This is a genomic window from Desertimonas flava, assembly GCF_003426815.1.
GTDB lineage: Bacteria > Actinomycetota > Acidimicrobiia > Acidimicrobiales > Ilumatobacteraceae > Desertimonas > Desertimonas flava.
In genome coordinates this window covers 22,414-41,998 of record NZ_QKYK01000005.1, presented here as the reverse complement: position 1 = coordinate 41,998, position 19,585 = coordinate 22,414, and the positions used below count along the sequence as shown (strand labels likewise).

17 protein-coding genes are annotated in these 19,585 nt (G+C 71.8%); 15 read left to right on the top strand and 2 right to left on the bottom strand.

Annotation, left to right across the window (positions count from 1 at the left end; translation table 11 throughout):
- Positions 1 to 25 precede the first annotated feature (25 nt).
- Entirely contained in the window at positions 26 to 739 is a 714-nt protein-coding gene (locus DN771_RS08135; protein ID WP_116996866.1) for a queuosine precursor transporter, read from the bottom strand.
- 413 nt (positions 740 to 1,152) lie between these two features.
- On the opposite strand from DN771_RS08135, the gene DN771_RS08130 reads away from it, so the two are divergent.
- From DN771_RS08130 to DN771_RS08070, 13 genes are all read left to right on the top strand, one after another.
- Complete coding sequence (locus DN771_RS08130) at positions 1,153 to 1,770, top strand: prepilin peptidase (RefSeq protein ID WP_162941700.1); 618 nt, start codon at positions 1,153 to 1,155, stop codon at positions 1,768 to 1,770.
- Between the two features lie 312 nt (positions 1,771 to 2,082).
- On the top strand, positions 2,083 to 2,871 hold the full coding sequence (locus DN771_RS08125; RefSeq protein WP_162941699.1) for an SAF domain-containing protein: 789 nt from the start codon (positions 2,083 to 2,085) through the stop codon (positions 2,869 to 2,871).
- Positions 2,868 to 3,767, top strand: a complete 900-nt coding sequence (locus DN771_RS08120) for a CpaE/TadZ family protein (protein ID WP_116996863.1) — start codon at positions 2,868 to 2,870, stop codon at positions 3,765 to 3,767. Before DN771_RS08125 ends, DN771_RS08120 begins: the two co-directional genes overlap by 4 nt.
- A complete protein-coding gene (locus DN771_RS08115; RefSeq protein ID WP_116996862.1) occupies positions 3,764 to 5,218 on the top strand; it encodes a TadA family conjugal transfer-associated ATPase in 1,455 nt (484 codons plus the stop codon). Before DN771_RS08120 ends, DN771_RS08115 begins: the two co-directional genes overlap by 4 nt.
- A 2-nt stretch (positions 5,219 to 5,220) precedes the next feature.
- On the top strand, positions 5,221 to 6,072 hold the full coding sequence (locus tag DN771_RS08110) for a type II secretion system F family protein (protein ID WP_227462293.1): 852 nt from the start codon (positions 5,221 to 5,223) through the stop codon (positions 6,070 to 6,072).
- The gene (locus DN771_RS08105; RefSeq protein WP_116996860.1) at positions 6,072 to 6,977 is read left to right on the top strand and encodes a type II secretion system F family protein; all 906 of its coding nucleotides are present in this window, start codon (positions 6,072 to 6,074) and stop codon (positions 6,975 to 6,977) included. The genes DN771_RS08110 and DN771_RS08105 overlap by 1 nt, the downstream gene beginning before the upstream one ends.
- 116 nt (positions 6,978 to 7,093) lie before the next feature.
- A complete protein-coding gene (locus DN771_RS08100; protein ID WP_116996859.1) occupies positions 7,094 to 7,300 on the top strand; it encodes a hypothetical protein in 207 nt (68 codons plus the stop codon).
- A 21-nt stretch (positions 7,301 to 7,321) separates the two neighbouring features.
- Positions 7,322 to 7,741 carry a hypothetical protein gene (locus DN771_RS08095; RefSeq protein ID WP_162941697.1) on the top strand — a complete coding sequence of 140 codons (420 nt, stop codon included), beginning with the start codon at positions 7,322 to 7,324 and terminating at the stop codon, positions 7,739 to 7,741.
- Positions 7,742 to 7,761: 20 nt separating this feature from the next.
- Entirely contained in the window at positions 7,762 to 8,172 is a 411-nt protein-coding gene (locus tag DN771_RS08090) for an ATP/GTP-binding protein (protein ID WP_162941696.1), read from the top strand.
- Positions 8,169 to 8,687 carry a hypothetical protein gene (locus tag DN771_RS08085; protein WP_116996856.1) on the top strand — a complete coding sequence of 173 codons (519 nt, stop codon included), beginning with the start codon at positions 8,169 to 8,171 and terminating at the stop codon, positions 8,685 to 8,687. Before DN771_RS08090 ends, DN771_RS08085 begins: the two co-directional genes overlap by 4 nt.
- Complete coding sequence (locus tag DN771_RS08080; RefSeq protein ID WP_116996855.1) at positions 8,687 to 12,493, top strand: AfsR/SARP family transcriptional regulator; 3,807 nt, start codon at positions 8,687 to 8,689, stop codon at positions 12,491 to 12,493. Before DN771_RS08085 ends, DN771_RS08080 begins: the two co-directional genes overlap by 1 nt.
- A gap of 23 nt (positions 12,494 to 12,516) precedes the next feature.
- The gene (locus tag DN771_RS08075) at positions 12,517 to 13,290 is read left to right on the top strand and encodes a phosphotransferase family protein (protein WP_116996854.1); all 774 of its coding nucleotides are present in this window, start codon (positions 12,517 to 12,519) and stop codon (positions 13,288 to 13,290) included.
- A 62-nt stretch (positions 13,291 to 13,352) separates the two neighbouring features.
- Positions 13,353 to 14,984 (top strand): acyl-CoA synthetase, encoded by a 1,632-nt coding sequence (locus tag DN771_RS08070; protein ID WP_116996853.1) that lies wholly within the window; start codon positions 13,353 to 13,355, stop codon positions 14,982 to 14,984.
- Positions 14,985 to 15,075: 91 nt separating this feature from the next.
- On the opposite strand, the gene DN771_RS08065 is transcribed toward DN771_RS08070, so the two are convergent.
- Complete coding sequence (locus DN771_RS08065; protein WP_116996852.1) at positions 15,076 to 16,611, bottom strand: AMP-binding protein; 1,536 nt, start codon at positions 16,609 to 16,611, stop codon at positions 15,076 to 15,078.
- Between the two features lie 311 nt (positions 16,612 to 16,922).
- Here DN771_RS08065 and radA point away from each other — a divergent pair, with 311 nt between their 5' ends.
- Both radA and disA read left to right on the top strand, forming a co-directional pair.
- Positions 16,923 to 18,356, top strand: a complete 1,434-nt coding sequence (gene radA / locus DN771_RS08060; protein WP_116996851.1) for a DNA repair protein RadA — start codon at positions 16,923 to 16,925, stop codon at positions 18,354 to 18,356.
- Positions 18,357 to 18,432: 76 nt separating this feature from the next.
- Complete coding sequence (gene disA / locus DN771_RS08055; protein WP_116996850.1) at positions 18,433 to 19,518, top strand: DNA integrity scanning diadenylate cyclase DisA; 1,086 nt, start codon at positions 18,433 to 18,435, stop codon at positions 19,516 to 19,518.
- Positions 19,519 to 19,585: the final 67 nt, after the last annotated feature.

Here is a 19,585-nt window from a genome sequence, read left to right as displayed (position 1 = left end):
CACTCGGATGGGTCGTAGGCGTGCCTCACGGGGCGGGCGGCACGGGGTGGTCGTCGGTGCGGCGGTCGCGGACGGTGTAGATGAGCGGGATCGAGGCGACGCTGACGAGTCCCTTGATGACGAGGTTGACGAGGAAGATGTCCCAGACGGTGCCCCAGCCGAGAGCGTTGGCGCGCAGCAGGGGGAGCGAGGCGAAGGCGCCGACGGCGAAGATGGCGTTGTCGACGGGCACGCTGATGGCGTTGGAGACGAGCACACGGGCCCATTGGTGACGGCGGGTGATGCGGGTGACCCACCAGTGGTACACCTCGGTGTCGATCAGCTCGCTGACGATCATCGCCAGCAGCGAGGCGATGACGATGCGCCACACCGGTCCGAGCACAGCCTCGTAGGCGGCGCCGAGTCCCCAGTCGGCGTCGCTCTCCACGGTGACGGTCCAGGCGAGGTAGGCGGCGAGCAGCACGTTGACGCCGGCGCTGGTGGCGATCATCGTGCGAGCCGCCGATCGGCCGGCCACCTTGTGCACGACGTCGCGCAGCGTGAACGTGATGGGATAGAGGAACGTCCCCATGTCGACGGCGCGGCCGAAGACGACCCCGATCTTGAGGCTGGTCACCTGCGAGATGACCTGGACGCCGACGTAGACGCCGATGGCGACGAGCGCGGCGCGCGAGATGGTCAGGGTGATCGGGGAGGCCGCGACGCCGGACGCGGGCGTCGCCGGGGGAGCGATGGTCACGGTGGTCCTTCGGTTTTGGTGAGGCGGGTGACGCCGAATCGCCCGATCAGCACCGATCCGATTCGTGTGGTCCGAGACCGCCGCGGCCTCGATCGTCCGGGAGGCCGCTTCCGGAGCCAGCAGTGTGCCGCGACATCGGCGGATTTTCTTTTCCGTTTCGCCGTTCCGGTGACGCTCCGGGTGAGTGTGACACGACGCCGAGTCCCCGTCGCCGCCGCCCGGAGCCACTCGGCAGACGGCGCGTTCCCATGGGCTATTGTCGCGGTCGAAGTTCGGGGTGGGGATCCCTTGGGTGAGGATATGGCCGAACTACCGGTGGAAACCGAGGTGCTTGGGGCCCTTCCTCACACGCCGCGGGACGGGATCCGATGAGCGGCATCCACCCGCCCAGTGGTCCGGCGTCCGCTCCGTCAGTGTCCGCCTATCCGCTCGACCCGAGCACGGCCGCCCTCCGCCTGGAACTGCCGCTCGGCCTCGGCGACGTCGGCGTTGTCACGGCAGTCCTCTCCGCTGCCGTGCTCGCCGGCGGGCTCGCGTGGCTCGTCACCGGTGGTGCCGTGGCGCTGCCCCTCGCCACCGTCGGTGGCATCACCGTCGCCGCGGCCGTCGCCGACCACCGCACGGGGCGGATCCCCAACGGCCTCGTGCTCGCTGCGCTCGTCGTCGTCGGATGCGGCTGGGGCTTCGTCGGCACGCTCGACGACCGCCGGATGAGCCCGCTGGGGGCCGACCTGCTCGCCGGGCTCGTACTCAGCGGCGCCCCGTTCCTGTTCCTCGTCTGGCTCGTCGCGCCGCGGCTGGTCGGGGGCGGCGATTGGAAGCTCCTCGCCGTCTGCGGCCTGGCGATCGGGTACGTGGCGCCCCTCGCCGCCCTCGTGATGGTGATGGTCGGATTCGTCGTCGCCGTCCTCGTCGCCGCGGCCCGCCGAGCTCGTCACGTCCGCCTCGGCCCGATGCTCGCCCTCGGCTACGCCATGGCGATCGCCGCCGCCATCCTCGCTCCCGAGCTCTTCCAGAACGCCTACCGCTGACGGCTCACCCCGGCGCGGTCCGATCATGACAACCGATCCATCCCGTCCTCGAGTCACAGTGGCTGGCGCGCCGGCGCCTGCCGCTGCGGCGAGCAGTCCGCTCGCGGACCTCCGGGCGCGCCGCGGCCCGAACGATCGGAGCGCGGCGTGCTGAGGAGGGAACGAGCGGCCAGGCGCGCGGAGTCACCGGGAGGCGGCAGCTCGACGATGGCGGCGGCACGGATCGGTTCCACGGGTGCCGGAGCCGCCGTCGCGCCGACTCCGGGATCTCCGGCGGCGGTGTTGGCGAAGGCTCGCGGGACGGGGCTGCGAATGCGCCCGCATCGGCCGATGCGGGCGCTCGTCGGGGCGTTCCTCGTCGTGGCGGCGGTCGTGGCCGCGCTGGCGTTGTACACCTCGCTGGGCGACAAGACCGAGGTGCTCGCCGTCGCGCGCAACGTACTCGCCGGCGAGCAGATCACGTCGGCTGACCTGCGGGTCGTGGCGATCTCGTCCGACGACGACATCCCGACCATCGCCGCCGAACGGCGCGACGAGATCGTCGGGCAGTACGCCAGGGTTCGCCTCGCCGCAGGAGCCCTGCTCGTCGACGAGAGCGTGCAGCCGCGTCCACTCGTCGATCCCGACCGGGTGTTGATGTCGGTCGAGGTGCCGGCGGGACAGGTGCCGGTCGGGTTGCGCGAGCAGTCACGCATCGTGCTCGTCGTCCTCCCGGAGGCGACCGGGACGTCGACCGTCCCCGTGCTCGTCGAGGCGACGGTTGCGGCCGTGCCGAGGAACCTCGCCGACGTCGTGTCGGGTGCGAGCGGCAGCGGCGGCATGGTCGCCCTGTCCGTGGAGGTGCCGGCCGACCTCGTCGCCGTGGTCGGTTCGGCTGGCGCCGTGTCCGTCGGCGTGCTCGACCCTGCGGCCCCGTTCCCCGGTGCGACGGCGACGACCGACCCGGCCGGCGATGCCGGGAACTCGGCCGCCGACTCCGACGCCGCGACGGACGTCGTCGAGCCGGGCGACGGCGCAGGCGAACCAGCACCGTCGACCACCGCTGCGGCGGTGGGCGCCCAGCCGACCGCCCCGCCACCACCAGGAGGCGGTGGCGGATGAGCATCGTCGCGCTGTGCACGCCGGCGGGTTCGTCGGGAACGACCACGACGTCGGTGCTGCTGGGCGCCATGGCCCCGGCGAACACCGCCGTGATCGTCGCCGAGTGCGATCCGTCGGGTGGTGACATCGCAGCGTGGGCGCAGCTCGGGATCGCTCCGGGGTGGGTCACCGCGGTTGCCGCGTCGGACCGGTCCTGGACGGGTCTGCTCCACCATGCGCAGGCGCTGCCGTCGGGTCTCCAGGTGCTCGTCGCCCCGGCCCGCGGCACCGAGGCTCGAACGACGATCGCCGAGGCGGCTCGAGGTTTCGCCGGCCTGCTCACGTCGATGCCTGATGTGATCGCCTTCGCCGACTGCGGTCGGGTCGGCGAATCGGCGCCGGTGTGGGCGTCGCGCGCCCAACTCACCGTCCTGCTCGTACGGCAGTCCGCGCAGTCGGCGCCGGCGACGGTCGCCATCGTCGACCGAGCCCTCGAGGCGCTCGACACCCTCCGTGGCGCCTGCCCTCGCGTGGGCGTCGTGCTCGTCGGTGGGGAGCCGTACCCGGCGCGAGAGATCGAGGCGGCGCTGGGAGTTCCCTTGTTCGGCGCGCTGCCCGACGACCGGGCCGGCGCCGGCGTCGTCGCGGGAAGCTGGACGCTCGGCCGGCGTGCCGCGCGCAGCCCGCTCGCCCGGGCGGCAGCGACGCTCTCGGAGCAGGTCGCGGCGTCGCTGCCTGCCGCCGTCACCGCGGCGACCACGGTGGCGGACCGTGACCGGAGCGAGGACCGCCTCGACATGGACGGCGGTCCGGTGGCCCTCGTCGATCCGGTGCGCAGCCGCATCTTCTCCACGCCGGTGCCCGGGACCACGAGCCCGGATCCGGCACCGCTCCAACGACCCGAGGCCCGCCCGTGATCGTCGAATCGTCTCCCCATCGGCCGTTCGACGCGACCTTCGGCGAGGTCCCGACCGCCGAGCTGCGCGGCCTCGTCCGCCGCATCGCCGACACCGTCGGCAAGGCGGTGGCGGCTCGTGTGCAGGAGCAGGCGGCGGCCGGTGTCCGGGTCACCACCGACGCCGAGAAGGTCTCGTCGGTGACGGCCATCCACCGGGAGCTCGACGAGTACAACCGGGCCCGTGTCGGCCGCGGCATGTCGCCGCTCTCGGAAGCGGCGCGTGAAGCCGTCGTCGATGCCGTCATCGCCCACGTCTACGGGCTCGGCGAACTCGACACGTTGTGGGGACACCCCGACGTCGAGAACATCGACGTCAACGGTCCCGACAACGTCTGGGTCACGTTCGTCGGTGGGGAGAAGGTGCGCTGGACACCGATCGCCTCCGACCAGGACGAACTCGTCGATCTCATCCGTCGGGCCGCCCGCCGGCTCGGGCACAACGAGGCCGAGTTCGACGCCCGTCACCCGCAGCTCGACCTCCAGCTCCCCGACGGGTCCCGCCTGTTCGCCGTGTTCGGCGGGGACGCCGGCAGCGGCATCTCGACGCAGCCGACGCTGTGCATCCGGCGCCATCGGCACCTCGACGTGACGACGAACGACCTCGTCCGGCTCGGCGTGCTGCCGGCGGCGGCGGCCGAGTTCATCGTCGCCGCCTTCCGGGCCGGCGAGAACCTCATCGTCGCCGGCGATCACAATGCGGGCAAGACCACCTTCCTCCGCGCCGTGTGCTTCGACGCCATCGCTCCCCACCAGCGGGTCATCACTGTCGAGGCCTTCATCACCGAGCTCGGCTTGCACAACGGCAGCCGGTTGCCGAACGTCGTGGCCCTGTACAGCCGGCCGCCGTCGGCCGAGGGTGAGGGCGAGGTGACCGTCGCCGATCTCATCCGTCGGGCCACCCGCCGACTCAACCCGACGCGGGTGATCGTCGGCGAAGTGCTCGGCGACGAGGTGGGCCCGGTCCTCGACGTCTTCTCCGGATCGACCCGTGGTTCGGGGTGCACCATCCACGCCCGTTCGGCGCGCGGTGCGGTCCGGCGCTTCGAGCAGTACGGGCTCGGGTCGGTCCCGCCCGTTCCGGTGGAAGCGATCAACTACGGACTCGCCGAGGCCTCGCCGATCATCGTCCACCTCTCCGGTGACGAGTCGACTGCCGGTCGGCTGCACCGCTCGTGTACTTCGATCGTCGAGGTGACCGGGCTGGAGCAGGGTCGGGTCGCCACCACCGAGCTGTGGGGGATCGGCGCCAGTGGAGAGCTCGAGCCGGTGCATGCCCTGTCGTCCGCCCGCCGTGAGCGGCTGGCTCGCTCGGGCTGGGATTGGCACACGCAGGGATGGGTCCCCCGCTCGCCCACCGTTCCCGTCAACGGTTCGGGCTACGGCCCACCCCACGGGGATCGGCGGTCGTGACGATGGCCCTTGTCGTCGGAGTGCTCGCCGGCGCCGCTGCGGTCGGCGTCCTGGTCATCTGGTCGTCGTACTCTCCGGGTCGGGCGGCGCCCGTGGCTGCGGACGGAGCGTGGCGCGAGGCGCTGGTGCCGCTCGCTCTGGGCGTCGTCGCCGGATCGATCGCCATCGCCGGCACCGGCTGGATCGTCGCGGGAGTGGCTTCCGGCATCGGCGCCTACGCAGCCGTGCGGGCCGCCCGCCACCCGCGTCTGCGCCCCGCGGCCGAGCAGGAGCGCATCGAGGCGCTGGCGTCGTGGTGTGAACAGCTCCGCGATCTTCTCGCCGCCGACCAGGGCATCGTCGGCACGATCTCGGCGACGGTTCGAACGTGCCCCGCGGCGTTGCGGCCGCAGGTGACGGCGCTCTCGTCGCGCCTCGCCCGCCAGCGACCGGCGACGGCGATCGCGCAGTTCGCCGACGACGTGGACGATCCGTCGGGCGATCTCGTGGCGACCGTGCTGCTGGAGGCGACGAAGCGGTCGTCGCGGACGAGCGAGCTGCTGTCCGAGTTGGCGTCGACCATTCGCGACCGGGCGGCGATGCGGCTCCGCGTCGATGCCGAGCGGGCCGGCCACCGCAGCGAAGCGCGGTTCGTGATCGGCTTCAGCGTCATCGTCGTCGTGGCGATCCTTCTGTTCGGCCGGGACACGGAGTTCCTCGACGCCTACGACGACGCCACCGGCCAGCTGGTCCTGCTGCTCGTCGCCGGGTTCTTCGGTGGCGGCGGCTGGTGGCTGTCGCGACTGACGCGCTACGAGCGCCCGGCGCGGTTCTTGACCTTCGAGCCCGACAGCGTGGGTGGGGGAGACTCCTGATGCTGCTGGTGATGGTCGTCGCCGTGGCGTTCGCCGCCGGGCTGTGGCTGCTCGTCGATGCCGTGTGGCCGGCCCCGCGGTCGCTCTCGTCGGCCCTCGCCCGACTCAACGCTCCCGGGCAGCCGAGGCGGCTCGTCGGGCTCGACGGTGCCGTCGACGACTCGATCGCCGGGCGGCTCGGACGGTGGGTCGTCAAGCGGGCCCGCGGTGGCATGTTCGACGATCCGCGCACGACCGCCGATCTGGCGATCCTGCATCGCCCGGTCGAACTCCACGCCGGAGTGTGCGTACTCGGCGCCATCGGCGGGGCGTTCGCTGGTCCGGTCCTGTGGACCATCGCCACGGCGGCGGGCTCGCCGCTTCCCCCACTCATCCCGCTCTGGTTCCTCGTGGCCGGCGCCGCGACCGGATTCGTCCTCCCGCGGGCTCTCCTGCGATCCGAAGCGGCCGCCGCGAGGCGGGACTTCCGTCATGCCCTCGGCGCCTATCTGGACGTTCTCGTGCTCCTTCTCGCCGCCCAGGAAGGACCCGAGTCGGCGATGGAACTGGCGGCGAACGCCGGTCGGGGACCGGCGTTCGATGAGCTGCGCAACGCCACGTGGCAGGCCCGGCTCTCCGGCGAGGCGGTGTGGACCGCGCTCGACGAGTTGGGCGAGCGGATGGGCGTGATGGAGCTGCGCGAGATCGCCGCTGCCGGATCGTTGGCCGGCGAGTCGGGTGCAGCCGTCCGCAAGAGCCTCACCGCCAAGGCGAGGGCGCTGCGCACCGCCTCGCTGGCCGCGGCCGAGACGACGGCGCGTCGTCAGTCCCAGGCGATGTTCGCCCCGCTCGTCCTGCTCGGCATGGGCTTCATCCTCTTCATGATCTACCCGCTCGTCACCAACATCACGGTGGGAGGTCCGTGACGATCGGCAGGTCGATCGGTTCATCCCCACCCTCCACGCCTCTCCCGGCCGTTCAGCCCGGCACGCCACGCAGACCCAGTCACGACCAGTTCCCCAAGCGCCACAGGAGCATCGACATGAGCCAGTTCACGATCACCCGCCACTATCTCGAGGCGCGAGCGTCACGCCTGCTGCGGCGGGTCCGCGAGGACGACCGCGGGGCGGCCACGGCGGAACAGATCATCCTGATCGGCGCCGCCGTGGTGGGCGCCGCCGCCGTCGGCGTGATCATCTGGAACAAGATGCAGGACGGCGCCAACGCCATCCCGACGCCGAGCCCCTGAGCGGACGGCGCAGGACCCACGATGATGGCGAGCGGCGATCCCGGCAACGGCCTCGCAGCCGGCCTCACGACTCATCGCGCCCTGCTGCGCGACGAGCGCGGGGTCGCGGCGACGATCGTGCTGTTCCCGCTGTTCGCCGCGTGCGTGTTCATGTTCGTCCAAGCGGTGTTCTGGCAGAACGATCGGCAAGTGGCCTCGGCCGCCGCCGACCGGGCGTCGGCGGCCGTCGCGCTCTACGGCTCGAGCTCCGGCGAGGCCCAGGCGATGGCCGTCCAGCAGCTGACGGCGGCGGGCCTGCGCGACGTCTCGGTGTCGGTCTCACGTGGTGCCGACGCCACGGTCGTCGAGGTGTCGGGCACCGCGCCGGGGCTCCTGTCGGGGATGTCCATCACGGTCACCGCACGGTCGGTGACTCCGAGTGAGGGATTCCGGACGCCGTGATCAATCGACTCTTGGCCCGAGTGAGGCGCGACGTGCGCGGTGCGGCGGACGTCGCGGCGATCATCGTCATCGTGCCGCTCGCCTTCGGCGCCGTGCTGGTGTTCGTGATGTTCGGTCGCCAAGGCGTCGCCGCCGAAGGAGTCACCCAGGCGGCGGCGGTCGCCGCCCGCGCCGCGTCGCTCGAACGGTCGGCGGCCGCGGCGCAGGGGGCGGCGCACGCCGCGGCTGTCGCGACACTGGCCGCGGCGGGAACCAGCTGCACCGGCGGACCGTCCGTCTCGGTGTCGGCCACCACCTGGGACGCGGGTGGGGTGGTCGACGTGACGGTCACCTGCCACATCTCGGGGATCGCCTCGATCGGCGCGGCCGATCGCACCGTGTCGGGGTCGGCGCGATCCACCATCGACTCGTATCGCGGGTACGACCGATGAGGGCCGCGGCCAGCACCGTGAGCGCGGACATTCCGGAACGCCACGGCGGTCGCCGCGGCACGTCGCGGGTCGCCGACCGATCGGGGCCGTCGTGGCGCGACGACAGAGGCGCCGGGTACGTGGCTGCGTTCATCGTGCTGTTCGGCACGCTCACGCTCGCCGGGATCGGTGTCCTCGTCGACACCGCGCGGATCATGTCGACGCATCGTCAGACCGACACGATGGCACTCGAGGCCGCTCGGGCCGGGGCCAACGCGGTCGACGCTCAGCTCTTGCGGAGCGGCGGGGGCATCGCCGTCGATCCTGGCCGTGCGCAGGCCGCGGCCTCGGTTGCGGCCGCGGCGTTCGTGTCCGGATCGGGCGCATCGATCTCGTCCGTGTCGGTCGACGGCGATCGCGTCACCGTTCGGATCTCGGCCACCGTCGACCCGTGGTTCCCGATCATGTCCACGCGCACGGTCTCGTCGCAGGCCTCGGCCACCGCGGCTACCGGCATCGGGACAGAGGCACCCTGATGGGTGGGTCCACGCGGTCCTGGCGGGGTTCGGCTCCCGGTCGGTCCACCCGAGCACCCGGAGCCTGGACGCGATTCTCCTCCGGCCTGGCGGCCGCGATCGTCGCCCTCGTCGGGATCCCGACCTTGCTGATCGTCTGTGCGACGGCGGTGCTCGACCGTCGCCATCCGATCCCGGCCATCGGGTCCGGCGAGGCGATCGGCGAGTACTTCGAGCGGGGCCTCACGGTGACAGAGATCGTGCCGATCGCCGTCCGCGTCCTGTTGGTCGTCGCCTGGCTGCTCTGGCTGGCGATGGCGCTGTCGATCGTCGGATCCGTCGTCGAGGCGGCCACCGGGAACCGTCGGCGCTGGCCCCACTTCCGGCTGTTCGCCGGACTGTCCCGGTGGATCGCCGCCGGGCTGACGGCGGTGTCGTCGCTCTCGGCGAACTTCGTGTCGGCCGGGGCGATGCCGTCGCCGTTGCCGTTCACGATCAGCGCTGTTCAGACGATCGACACCGCCAGCGCGATGCCCGTGGAGCGGGCCGTCCCGGCAGGCCACGCACGCGTACTCCCAGGAGAGTCCGCCGAGACCTTCGCTCTGCGGACCCTCGGCGACGCTGGTCGCTGGATCGACATCTGGCAGCTCAACCAGAACCGACCCGTCGGTCCCGGCGGCGAGATCTGGACGGCCGCATGGAAGCTCTCCGCCGGCTGGGACCTACGACTCCCGGCCGGGACGGCCGGGACAGCTGGTGCCGCTGCGCCCGCGGAGTGGCTGGACGGTGGTGCCGGAATCCCAGTGGTTCCCGTGCCTGATGGATCCGGCATGGCCACACCGGCTGACGCGGCGCCGTCTGCCGATACCGACGTGGTGCCTGCTGCCGACGCCGAGCCCGCTGGGTCGCTCGACGAGGTCGAGCAGTACCGGGTCCGGCCGGGCGACAGCTACTGGGCGATCGCCGAGGGGCGGCTCGGGCCGGGCGCCTCGGGGAGCGCCGTTGCTGCGTACACGGAGGCCCTGATGGTGCACAACGCCCCGCGGCTCGGTCACCCGACGCCGGCGATGCTGCAGCCCGGGGACCTGGTGAGCCTCGTCACGCCGCCGACGGACGTCGACGTCGGAGTGTCGACGAGCGGCGACGAGACGGTCGACGACCGCGGTGAGCCATCAGCGACCGGAGCCCACGTCCATGTCGTCGAGGCAGGCGACTCCTACTGGCGGATCGCCGAGCAGCGAGCGGTGCGACTCCACGGGAACGACGGGGCCCACGGCACCGTCGTCTACGGGTTGATGCTCGACCTGATCGATCTCAACGCACCCCGGCTCGGCTACGACGACCGCGAGATGCTGCACCCCGGCGACGAGGTCTGGCTGTTCGATCCGGCGCTGTCGACGCCCTCACCATCCGAGCTCGCGGTGCCGGTCGCCGAGGCGGCATCGGCGATCGTCGAGACGGCGACGGCCGCGGCGGACGTCGCCGTCGGTGCTGTGGCCGAGAACGCCGAAGAGGTCGCCGCCACCGGCAGCTCTGACGATCGGGAGCCGAATCCTCCGGAGTCCGCTCCGCCTCCGACGACGGTGGAGGCGCCGACGAGCACCGACGTCCCGCTCGGTCCGGCCGGTGGCGACGCGTCGGGCGACGCCGCGGAGTCACCGAGGCGGTCGTCGCCCTCGCCGATCGGGCTCGGCGAGGCGGCGCTCATCGCAACTGGCATCGTCGCCCTCATCGCCGCCCGTCGCCGCGCGCGACTGCGATCGGCCGAGCCGCCGGCGCGGGTCCCGCTGCCCGGTGCGTCTGCGGCCGCCGTCGAGCGCGAGCTGCGTCGTGTCAGCGCGGCCGACCGGTTGCTGCGTCTCGACATCGCCGTTCGGGCGGCGGCGGCGACGATGGCCGACACCGCCAGCCAGATCGCCGCCGTGTGCTCGTCATCCGACGGCTCGATCGAACTCGTCACCACAGCTGCGGTCACCCTGCCCGAGCCGTGGTCGGGCGCCGGCACCCGGTGGACACTTGCCGCCGACGTCGCGGTGGACGACCTCGCCGTGGCGTCGAGGACCGTCGGCGTCCCGTGCGTCGCCCTCACCGAGATCGGCGTCGACGACGAGGGCAGGGACGTGCTCGTCGACCTCGAGGCGTTCGGCGTGATCGCCATCGACGCCGATCCGGAGTCGTCCGACGACATCGTCCGGGCGATCGCCACGGGGTTGGCGAGCTCGGAGTTCGCCGAAGTGGCGCACCTCGTCGGCGTCGGCGTGGATGATGCGGCGTTCCTCGACCACCGGCAGGCGCACTCGGCCGGCACCGTCGACGAGGCGGTGGAGCTGGCGGCCACGCTGGTGGGGCCGACGGCGTCGGCGCAGCGCAGCACGTTCGCCCTGCGCTCCCGGCACACGGGAGGTGAGACCTGGGAACCGGCCGTCATCCTGGTCGCTACGTCGGCCGCGGACGAGCTGACACCGCACGTGTTGCGGGACGTGATGTCGCGTCGCGGCGTGGCGCTCGTCGTCGGCGGCCCGGTCGTCGGAGCGGCGTCGACGCTGCGACCGGCCGGCGACACCTGGTTGCTCGATCCGTTGGGGATCAAGGTCCGTCCCGTCGGACTCGACCGCGCGTCGCTCGACGACCTGGCCGACGCCGTCGCAGTGCCGGCGGCGGTCACGGTCGACTTTGCCCCGCCGCCTGTGGCGTCGGCTGGATCGGTCGACGCGGATGAGGCGATGGCCGTTGGTCCCGGCCGGGTGATTCACGACCTGCTCGACGCCGGGACGCCGGACTCCGCCGCTCACGTCGTGGTCGTCGACGTCGCGGCCGGAGCGTCGGACCTGGCGTTGGCGCCGATCACGATCGCCGAGACGGGGAACGATCGCGGGTCGGCGGTGCCCGGCATCAACGGCGTCACCCTTGACGTGCCGAGCAACGGCAATGGCCACGGTCCTGGCGCCGCCGGAGACGGGACTGGTCGCCAGGGGAATGGCCGCGGTCCCGGCGTCGCCGAGTGCGGAGCAGCGCTCAACGGCGCGTCGCCGTCGCCGCCATCGCCTGCGCCGTCAGGCTCGGGGCAGGCGTCGCAGCCCGCAGCGTCGCTGGTCGTGCGGCTCCTCGGCCCCGTCGACCTGATCGACGGGGCCGGCCGGGCGGCCCGGTTCGAGCGGTCCAAGACGCTCGAGCTGTTGGCCTGGATCGTCACCCACCGGGACCGGGCCACGCGCAGCGGCGCCCGCACGGCGCTGTGGGATCTCGACGTGCGCGATGCCACCTTCGCCAACGTCGTGTCCGAGGCCCGGCGGGTGATGGGCCGGCACGTCGACCCGCCCGAAGGTGATGAGTGGCTGCGCCGGACGATGACCGACGAGTTGTCGTTGCACGACGGGGTGGTGGCCGACATCGACATCGTGCGGGCTGCGCTGGCCGCTGCTCGTGGCGTTGACGGCTCCGAGGGGTTGGCGCTGCTTCGCCCCGCAGTCGAGCTCGTACGTGGGATGCCGTTCGCCGGCACGTCGTACCTGTGGCCCGACGTGGAGGGCCTCACGTCGAACCTGGTGCTGCTCACGACGTCGGTCACGGCCGAGTACGCCCGCCTCGCGCTCGACGCGGGCGATGTCGACGGCGTGTTCTGGGCGACCGGTCAGGGGCTCAACGTGCTCCCCGGTCAGGAGTCGCTGATCGGCGTTCGCATGCGCGCCCACGCCGAACGGGGCGACCTCTCCGGAGTCCGAGTCGAGTGGGAGGCCTACGAGCGGGTGCTGAACGCCGACCCGTGGAGCGATGGCGAACCCGCCGAGAAACTCGTCCTCCTGAGGAAGCAACTCCTCTCCAAGTGAGATCGATCGGGCAGGCTGGGTGGATGCCGTCGAGCGACACGAACGAGACCCGCGTGAACGAGGAGCCGCTCGTCGGATTCCTCAACGCCGGTTCCGTCGTTCGCATCGGCGCCACGGTGCGCCGCCCGCGCAACCCCGGATCCGACGTCGTCGAAGCGCTGCTGGTCCATCTCGACGACGTCGGATTCTCCGCCGCGCCGCGGTTCCTCGGCGTCGACGGTCAAGGGCGACAGATCCTGGAGTACGTCGGCGGCCAGGTGTACCGCCAGCCGCCGTGGCAGTCCGACGACGCCGAGAACGCGGTGCGGCTCGGTGAGCTCGCCGCCCTGCTCGCCCGCCTGCACGAGGCCACGGCGTCGTTCCGGCCGCCGGACGGTGCCGAGCCGCAGCGCCCGCTGCCGGTGCCGGGGGCCACGTGGACGCACGGCGACCCCGGCTATCCCAACGTCGTCTATCGCGGCACCGACGTGGCGGCGCTCATCGACTGGGAGTTCGCCGGGCCGGGTGACCCGCTGTGCGATCCGGCGGCGCTGGTGGCCCTGTACGTGCGCGGACCCCGTCCCGACGCCCACGATCTGCCGCGACGCGAGGCTGCCACGGCGGCCGCTTTCGCTGCCGTCGTCCGTGGCTACGGGATGTCGTCCGAGCAGGTCGCCGGACTGCCGGCGGCAGCGGCACTGGTCCTCGACGACACCGCAGAGTTCCTCGGCAGCCGCGCCGAGCCCGGCGTCGTCCCCAACCTGCGCTGGCGGGCCACGTGGTTCCGCGACCACGCCGACCACCTGCTCGCCGGCTGATTCGCGCGTAACCGACCTCCGGCGTGCTGCCATGGCGGGCCGTTCCACTACCGTCGCCCGGCATGACGACCGAGTGGAACATCGCTGACGTGTACGAGGCCGTCGCCGCGGCGGTACCCGATCGACCTTGCCAGATCCAGGGCGACCGTGTGATCACGTGGCGCGAGTTCGACCGGCGGGCCTCGGCGCTGGCCGCCGACCTCGCCTCGGCCGGGCTGGTGCACCAGTCGAAGGTGGCCAACTACCTCTACAACGGCGTCGAGTATCTCGAGGGCCTCGTCGGGGCGTTAAAGGGCGGCTTCGCACCGGTGAACACGAACTACCGCTACGGGCCGCAGGAGATCTACTACCTGTTCGACAACGCCGACGCCGAGGCGGTCATCTTCGACACGGCGTTCACCGAGCTGCTCGACGGCATCCGCGGCGACCTCACCAAGGTGAAGCGCTGGTATGCCGTGCGGGCCCAGGACCCCGATGCCTCGCCGGTGCCGGAGTGGGCCGTCGACTACGAGGCGGTGGTGACCGGCGAGATTGCCGACGTGCCCGCGCCGAAGCGCACATCCGACGACCTGCTCCTCCTGTACACGGGCGGCACGACCGGCATGCCCAAGGGCGTGATGTGGCGTCAGGACGACCTGTTCAACGTGCTCGGCGCCGGCGGCAACATCGTCGCCGGACTGCCCCCGGCCACCAGCGTCGCCGAGGTCGGTGAGCGGGCGGCCGAGAAGGTGCCGCCGGTGCAGCTCGTCGCCTGCCCCCTGATGCACGGCACGGGACAGTTCTCGGCCCTGATGGCGATGGCCGACGGCGGGTGCGTCGTCTCCCTCGCCGGGCGCAGGTTCGATCCCGCCGAGCTGTTCGCCACCGTCGAGGCGCGCAAGGTGACCGGCATCTCGATCGTCGGTCAGGCCTTCGCCGGCCCGATGCTCGACTACCTCGAGGCCAACCCGGGCGCCCACAACCTCAGCTCGCTGCTGGTGATCATGTCGTCGGGCGTGATGTGGAGCCAGGAGAACAAGACCGGGCTGCTGCGCCACATGCCGACCACGTTGCTCTACGACTCGTTCGGCTCGTCGGAGGCCGTGGGCCTCGGTGCCAACGTGTCGGCGGCCGGCGTGGCCGAGCAGACCGCTCGCTTCATGCAGACCGACAACAACGCCGTGTTCACCGAGGACGGCCGGCGGGTCGAACCCGGCTCCGACGAGATCGGCATGGTCGCCGTCGGCGGCTACATCCCCGTCGGGTACTACAAGGATCCGGTGAAGTCGGCGGCGACGTTCCGCGAGTACGAGGGGCGCCGCTGGAGCATCCCGGGCGACTTCGCCCAGGTGAACGCCGACGGCACGATCCACCTGCTCGGCCGGGGTTCGGTGTGCATCAACACCGGCGGCGAGAAGGTGTTCCCCGAAGAGGTCGAAGAGGCGCTCAAGACCCACCCGTCGGTGCGTGACGCCGTCGCCGTGGGCGTGCCCGACAGCCGCTTCGGCGAGACGATCGCCGCCGTGGTCGAGCCGTTTGGCGACGCCACGCCGACGCTCGAGGAGCTCAAGGCCCACGTCAGCTCCAAGCTCGCCGCCTACAAGGCGCCGCGGCACCTGGTGATCGTGGAGTCGATCGCACGAGCGGTGAACGGCAAGGTGGACTACAAGCGCCTCAAGCAGCTCGCCGTCGACACGGTCGGCTCCAGCACCTGACCCGACCACGAACGATCTGGGCGCGGATCGTGACGCTGACCGTCACGATCCGCGCCCAGGAGCGCGAATGGCACGATTCGCGCCCAGAAGCTCAGTTCACTTGGCGGGTGTGGCCGGCCCAGAAGGGCTCGCGGAGCTTGAACTTCTGCAGCTTGCCCGTGGCGGTGCGGGCCAACTCGGTGCGGAACTCGACGCGCTTGGGGCACTTGTAGCCGGCCAGGCGCTGCTTGGTCCACGCGATCACGTCGTCCTCGGTGAGCGAGCTGCCCTCGGTGACCACGACGAGGGCGGTGACGAGCTCGCCCCACTTCTCGTCGGGCACGCCGATCACGGCCACCTCGGTCACGTCGGGGTGCTGGAAGATGGCGTCCTCCACCTCGATCGACGCCACGTTCTCACCGCCGGAGATGATCACGTCCTTCTTGCGGTCGGAGATGATCACGTAGTTGTCCTCGTCGATCCGGCCGCCGTCGCCGGTGTGGAACCAGCCGTCGACGATGGCGGTCGCCGTGGCGTCGGGCTGGTCCCAGTAGCCGTCCATCACCACGTTGCTGCGCGCCAGCACCTCGCCCTCGGCGTCGACGCTCATCTCGCAACCGATCGCCGGGCCGCCGGCGCGGCCGAGCTTGACGGCGCGCTCGGCCGGGGAGAGGTCGTCCCACTCGGCCCGCGGGCGGTTGATCGTGAGCAGCGGTGACGTCTCGGTGAGGCCGTAGATCTGGTTGAACTGCCAGCCGAGGTCGGTCTCGACGCGCTCGATCGTGCGGGTGGGCGGCGGCGCCCCGGCGACGACGATGCGCGTGGTTCCGGCACCGGGGATCGGGCCGTCCCAGTTCGCCGCGGCGTCGAGCACCATGTTGACGACGGCGGGGGCGCCGCACATCAGCGTCACGCCGTGCTGCTCGACGCGGCGCAGGATCTCGGTGCCGTCGACCTTGCGCAGCACCACCTGCGTGCCACCCATGCCGGCCACGGCGTAGAGCATCCCCCAGCCGTTGCAGTGGAACTGGGGGAGCGTGTGGAGGTAGACGTCGCGGTCGTTGACACCCATGTGCCAGCCGAACGTCGTGGCGTTGGTCCACAGGTTGCGGTGCGTGAGCTGCACGCCCTTCGGCCGGGCGGTGGTCCCCGACGTGTAGTTGATGGTGGCCGTGGCGTTCTCGTCGGCGTCCCACGGCGCCGGCTCGACGCCGGGCCGCAGCAGCACGCCGTCGGACTCGTCGCCGATCACCAGGCGGTGCTCGCACGCGACGTCGGCGAGGGCGGCGTCGAGCTCGGGGTCGATCAGCAGCACGCGGGCACCGGAGTGCCCGACGATGTAGCGGATCTCCTCGGCGACGAGGCGGAAGTTGATCGGCACGAGGATGCGTCCCGAACCTGACACGCCGAACAACGCGGTGATCAGTCGGGACGAGTTGTGGCTGACGATCGCCACCCGCTCGCCGACGCCGATGCCCAGGGCGTCGAGGCCGGCGGCCATCGCCCGGGCCCGCTCGGCGACCTCGCGATACGTGAGCGATCCCCACGACGGTGCCGGCTGATCGGGCTCGTCGACGATGCCGATGCGGTCGGGATAGAGCAGCTCAGCCCGGCGCAGGAAGTCGTTGACGGTCATCGGCACACGCATGCCCGAAGTATCGCGCTGGCTGTGCGTTCCCCGGCCACGCAGGCCGCGTGTGCCGGCTCCCTCGCTGGCGCTCGGTCGCCTACGCGCTCGGACCTCGGGGAGCTCGCTTCGCTCGCTGGATCTCGCCGTGCGTGTTGCGTTCCTCGGCCACGCAGGCCGCGTGTGCCGGCTCCCTCGCTGGCGCTCGGTCGCCTACCCGCCCGTCCTTTCATCCGAGTACTGAAGGTCGCCCGAGTATGGAGGGTCCCGAATCGGGCCGTTCGGTACTCGGATGAGAGAACTCTGTAGCACCGCTCGTGCATGATGGGCCCATGTCGATCGCCGAGCGCCCGGGCCGAGCCGGTCGGGCCAGCCGCACCACCACCGTGCTGTCCTGCGTCGAGTGCGGCACGCCGCACTCCAAGTGGGTCGGCCAGTGCTCCACGTGCGGCGCCTGGAACAGCCTCGTGGAGGAGACCGTCGAGCCGTCCGCTCCGGCGGCTCGCGTCCAACCGGCGATCGCCCCGCTCACCCGCCTCGACGCCGTCGATGCCGCGTCGGCGGCGGCGCAGCCCACCGGCATCGACGAGCTCGACCGTGTGCTCGGCAGCTCCGGCGATCCGCAGGCGCAACGACGAGGCGGGCTCGTCGCCGGTTCGGTCACGCTGCTCGGTGGCGAGCCGGGCATCGGCAAGAGCACGCTCGTCCTCCAGCTGGCTGCCGGCTGGCCAGGGCCGGTGCTGTACGTCAGCGGCGAGGAGAGCCCGCAGCAGGTGAAGGCCCGGGCCGAGCGGTTGGGCCACGGCGCCGCCGAGCACCTGTGGATCGCCGCCGAGACGTCGATGCGGGGCATCATCGCCGCTCTCGACGAGGTGCAGCCCACGCTGGCCGTCATCGACAGCATCCAGACCATCGCCGACGAGCGCATCGCCTCGTCGCCCGGGTCGCCCAACCAGGTGCGCGAGTGCGCCCAGCAGCTCGTGTCCGAGGCCAAGCGCCGCGGTGTGGCCGTCATCCTCGTCGGCCACGTCACCAAGGAGGGGTCGCTCGCCGGTCCGCGTGCGCTCGAGCACGTCGTCGACACCGTGCTGTCGTTCGAGGGCGAGCGACACCATGCGCTGCGCCTGATGCGAGCCGTCAAGCACCGCTTCGGCTCCACCAACGAGCTCGGGCTGTTCGAGATGACCGGCGAGGGGCTCGAGGGCGTGCCCGACCCGTCGCACCTGTTCCTGTCCGACGGCGCCAAGGGCGTGTCGGGATCGGTCGTCGTGCCGGCGATGGAGGGCCAGCGCCCGCTCCTCGTCGAGATCCAGGCGCTCACCGTGTCGATCCCGCCGAACGCCTTCGGCCGGCGTCACGCCCAGGGCCTCGACAACAGCCGCCTCGCGATGCTGCTCGCCGTCATCGACAAGCGGCTCCACATGCCCAGCACCAATCTCGACGTCTACGCATCCACGGTCGGGGGCGCCAAGGTCGATGAACCGGGCACCGACCTCGGCGTGGCGCTCGCCGTGGTCGGGGCAATCGCCGACCAGTCGGTCCCCCGCGACACCGTCGCCATCGGTGAGATCGGTCTCGGCGGCGAGATCCGCCGCGTCGCCCAGACCCCGCGGCGCCTGGCGGAGGCCGCCCGCCTCGGCTACCGGCGGGCACTCGTCCCTCGCGACGCCCCGACGGTCGACGGCATTCACAACATCGCCGTCGACACCATCGGCGCCGCCGTCTCCGTCGTCATGCCCGCGGCGCTGGCCGTTCGCTCCGGCTGACGCCAGGTTCACTTCCAAGCGGCCGAATCGGCTCCGACCGCACCGGGCGGCCCCGGCGGGCTCGTAGAATCGGGCCATGCCCATCCGCTATCGCCCGGCCAACGACGGGATGCGTGATGCGCTGGGCCTGGTCGCACCCGGTACGCCGCTTCGCGCCGGGCTCGACCGGGTCGTGCGGGCCAAGGCCGGGGCCCTGCTCGTCATCGACGACGGCCCCGAGGTGCTCGCCATCTGCTCGGGCGGCTTCCTCGTCGACGCCCCCTACAGCCCGCAGCGGCTCTCCGAGCTGGCCAAGATGGACGGGGCCATCATCGTGTCCGCCAACTGCGACCGCATCGCCCGGGCCAACGTCCACCTCGTTCCCGACCCGACGGTGCCCACCAGCGAGACCGGCACCCGCCACCGCACCGCCGAGCGCGTCGCTCGGTCGCTCGGCGTGCCCGTCGTGTCGGCCAGCGAGGAGATGGGCGTCATCAACCTCTACGCCGGCGGCTCCAAGCACATGCTGCAGGACATCAGCCGCCTGCTCGACCGGGCCAACCAGGCCCTGCAGACGCTCGAGCGCTACAAGGTGAAGCTCGAGGACGCCCTGCTCAACCTCACGTCGGCCGAGCTCGAGGACGCCGCCTCGCTCCGCGATGTCGTCACCGTCGTGCAGCGCGGTGAGATGGTCAACCGCATCGCCGAGGAGATCGAGACGATGATCATCGAGCTCGGTGTCGAGGCCCGGCTGCTGCGTCTGCAGCTCGACGAGCTCTACGGCGACATCGATGCCGAGCTCGAGCTGGTCGTCGCCGACTACCTGCCGCCCGGCCGATCGGCCGCCGACACGCTGGCCGCCATGGCCACGCTGTCCGACGACGAGGTGCTCGACGTCAAGTCGGCCGCCGCGATGTTCCGGGGCGACGGCGACCGCATGTCGGTCGGCGACCTCGACCAGGACGTCGCGCCCAAGGGACTGCGCCTGCTCAACCGGGTGCACACGCTGCCCGAGGACTCGGCGTCGAAGATCGCCGACCACTTCGGCGGCCTCGCCCGCCTCCAGCGAGCGACGGTCGGCGACCTGATGGCCATCGACGGCGTCGACGGCGAGCTGGCGATCTCGATCAAAGAGACGCTGCAGCGAGTCACCGAGTCGGCGATCCTCGACCAGTACTCGTAAGCCGCGGGCGCCTGAGCCGGCTGGCCCGGCGATCTCCAGAGGTTCTCCCGGTCGTCTCCAAGCGCGG

What these genes read in the sequence shown, in the direction of transcription:
- DN771_RS08105 (WP_116996860.1), top strand. Translation starts at nt 6,072, where the DNA reads ATGCTGCTGGTGATGGTCGTCGCCGTGGCGTTCGCCGCCGGGCTGTGG.
- DN771_RS08065 (WP_116996852.1), bottom strand. Translation starts at nt 16,611, where the DNA reads ATGCGTGTGCCGATGACCGTCAACGACTTCCTGCGCCGGGCTGAGCTG.
- DN771_RS08085 (WP_116996856.1), top strand. Translation starts at nt 8,169, where the DNA reads ATGAGGGCCGCGGCCAGCACCGTGAGCGCGGACATTCCGGAACGCCAC.
- DN771_RS08100 (WP_116996859.1), top strand. Translation starts at nt 7,094, where the DNA reads ATGAGCCAGTTCACGATCACCCGCCACTATCTCGAGGCGCGAGCGTCA.
- DN771_RS08080 (WP_116996855.1), top strand. Translation starts at nt 8,687, where the DNA reads ATGGGTGGGTCCACGCGGTCCTGGCGGGGTTCGGCTCCCGGTCGGTCC.
- DN771_RS08075 (WP_116996854.1), top strand. Translation starts at nt 12,517, where the DNA reads ATGCCGTCGAGCGACACGAACGAGACCCGCGTGAACGAGGAGCCGCTC.
- radA (WP_116996851.1), top strand. Translation starts at nt 16,923, where the DNA reads ATGTCGATCGCCGAGCGCCCGGGCCGAGCCGGTCGGGCCAGCCGCACC.
- DN771_RS08120 (WP_116996863.1), top strand. Translation starts at nt 2,868, where the DNA reads ATGAGCATCGTCGCGCTGTGCACGCCGGCGGGTTCGTCGGGAACGACC.
- DN771_RS08125 (WP_162941699.1), top strand. Translation starts at nt 2,083, where the DNA reads ATGCGCCCGCATCGGCCGATGCGGGCGCTCGTCGGGGCGTTCCTCGTC.
- DN771_RS08070 (WP_116996853.1), top strand. Translation starts at nt 13,353, where the DNA reads ATGACGACCGAGTGGAACATCGCTGACGTGTACGAGGCCGTCGCCGCG.
- DN771_RS08095 (WP_162941697.1), top strand. Translation starts at nt 7,322, where the DNA reads ATGATGGCGAGCGGCGATCCCGGCAACGGCCTCGCAGCCGGCCTCACG.
- DN771_RS08110 (WP_227462293.1), top strand. Translation starts at nt 5,221, where the DNA reads ATGGCCCTTGTCGTCGGAGTGCTCGCCGGCGCCGCTGCGGTCGGCGTC.
- disA (WP_116996850.1), top strand. Translation starts at nt 18,433, where the DNA reads ATGCCCATCCGCTATCGCCCGGCCAACGACGGGATGCGTGATGCGCTG.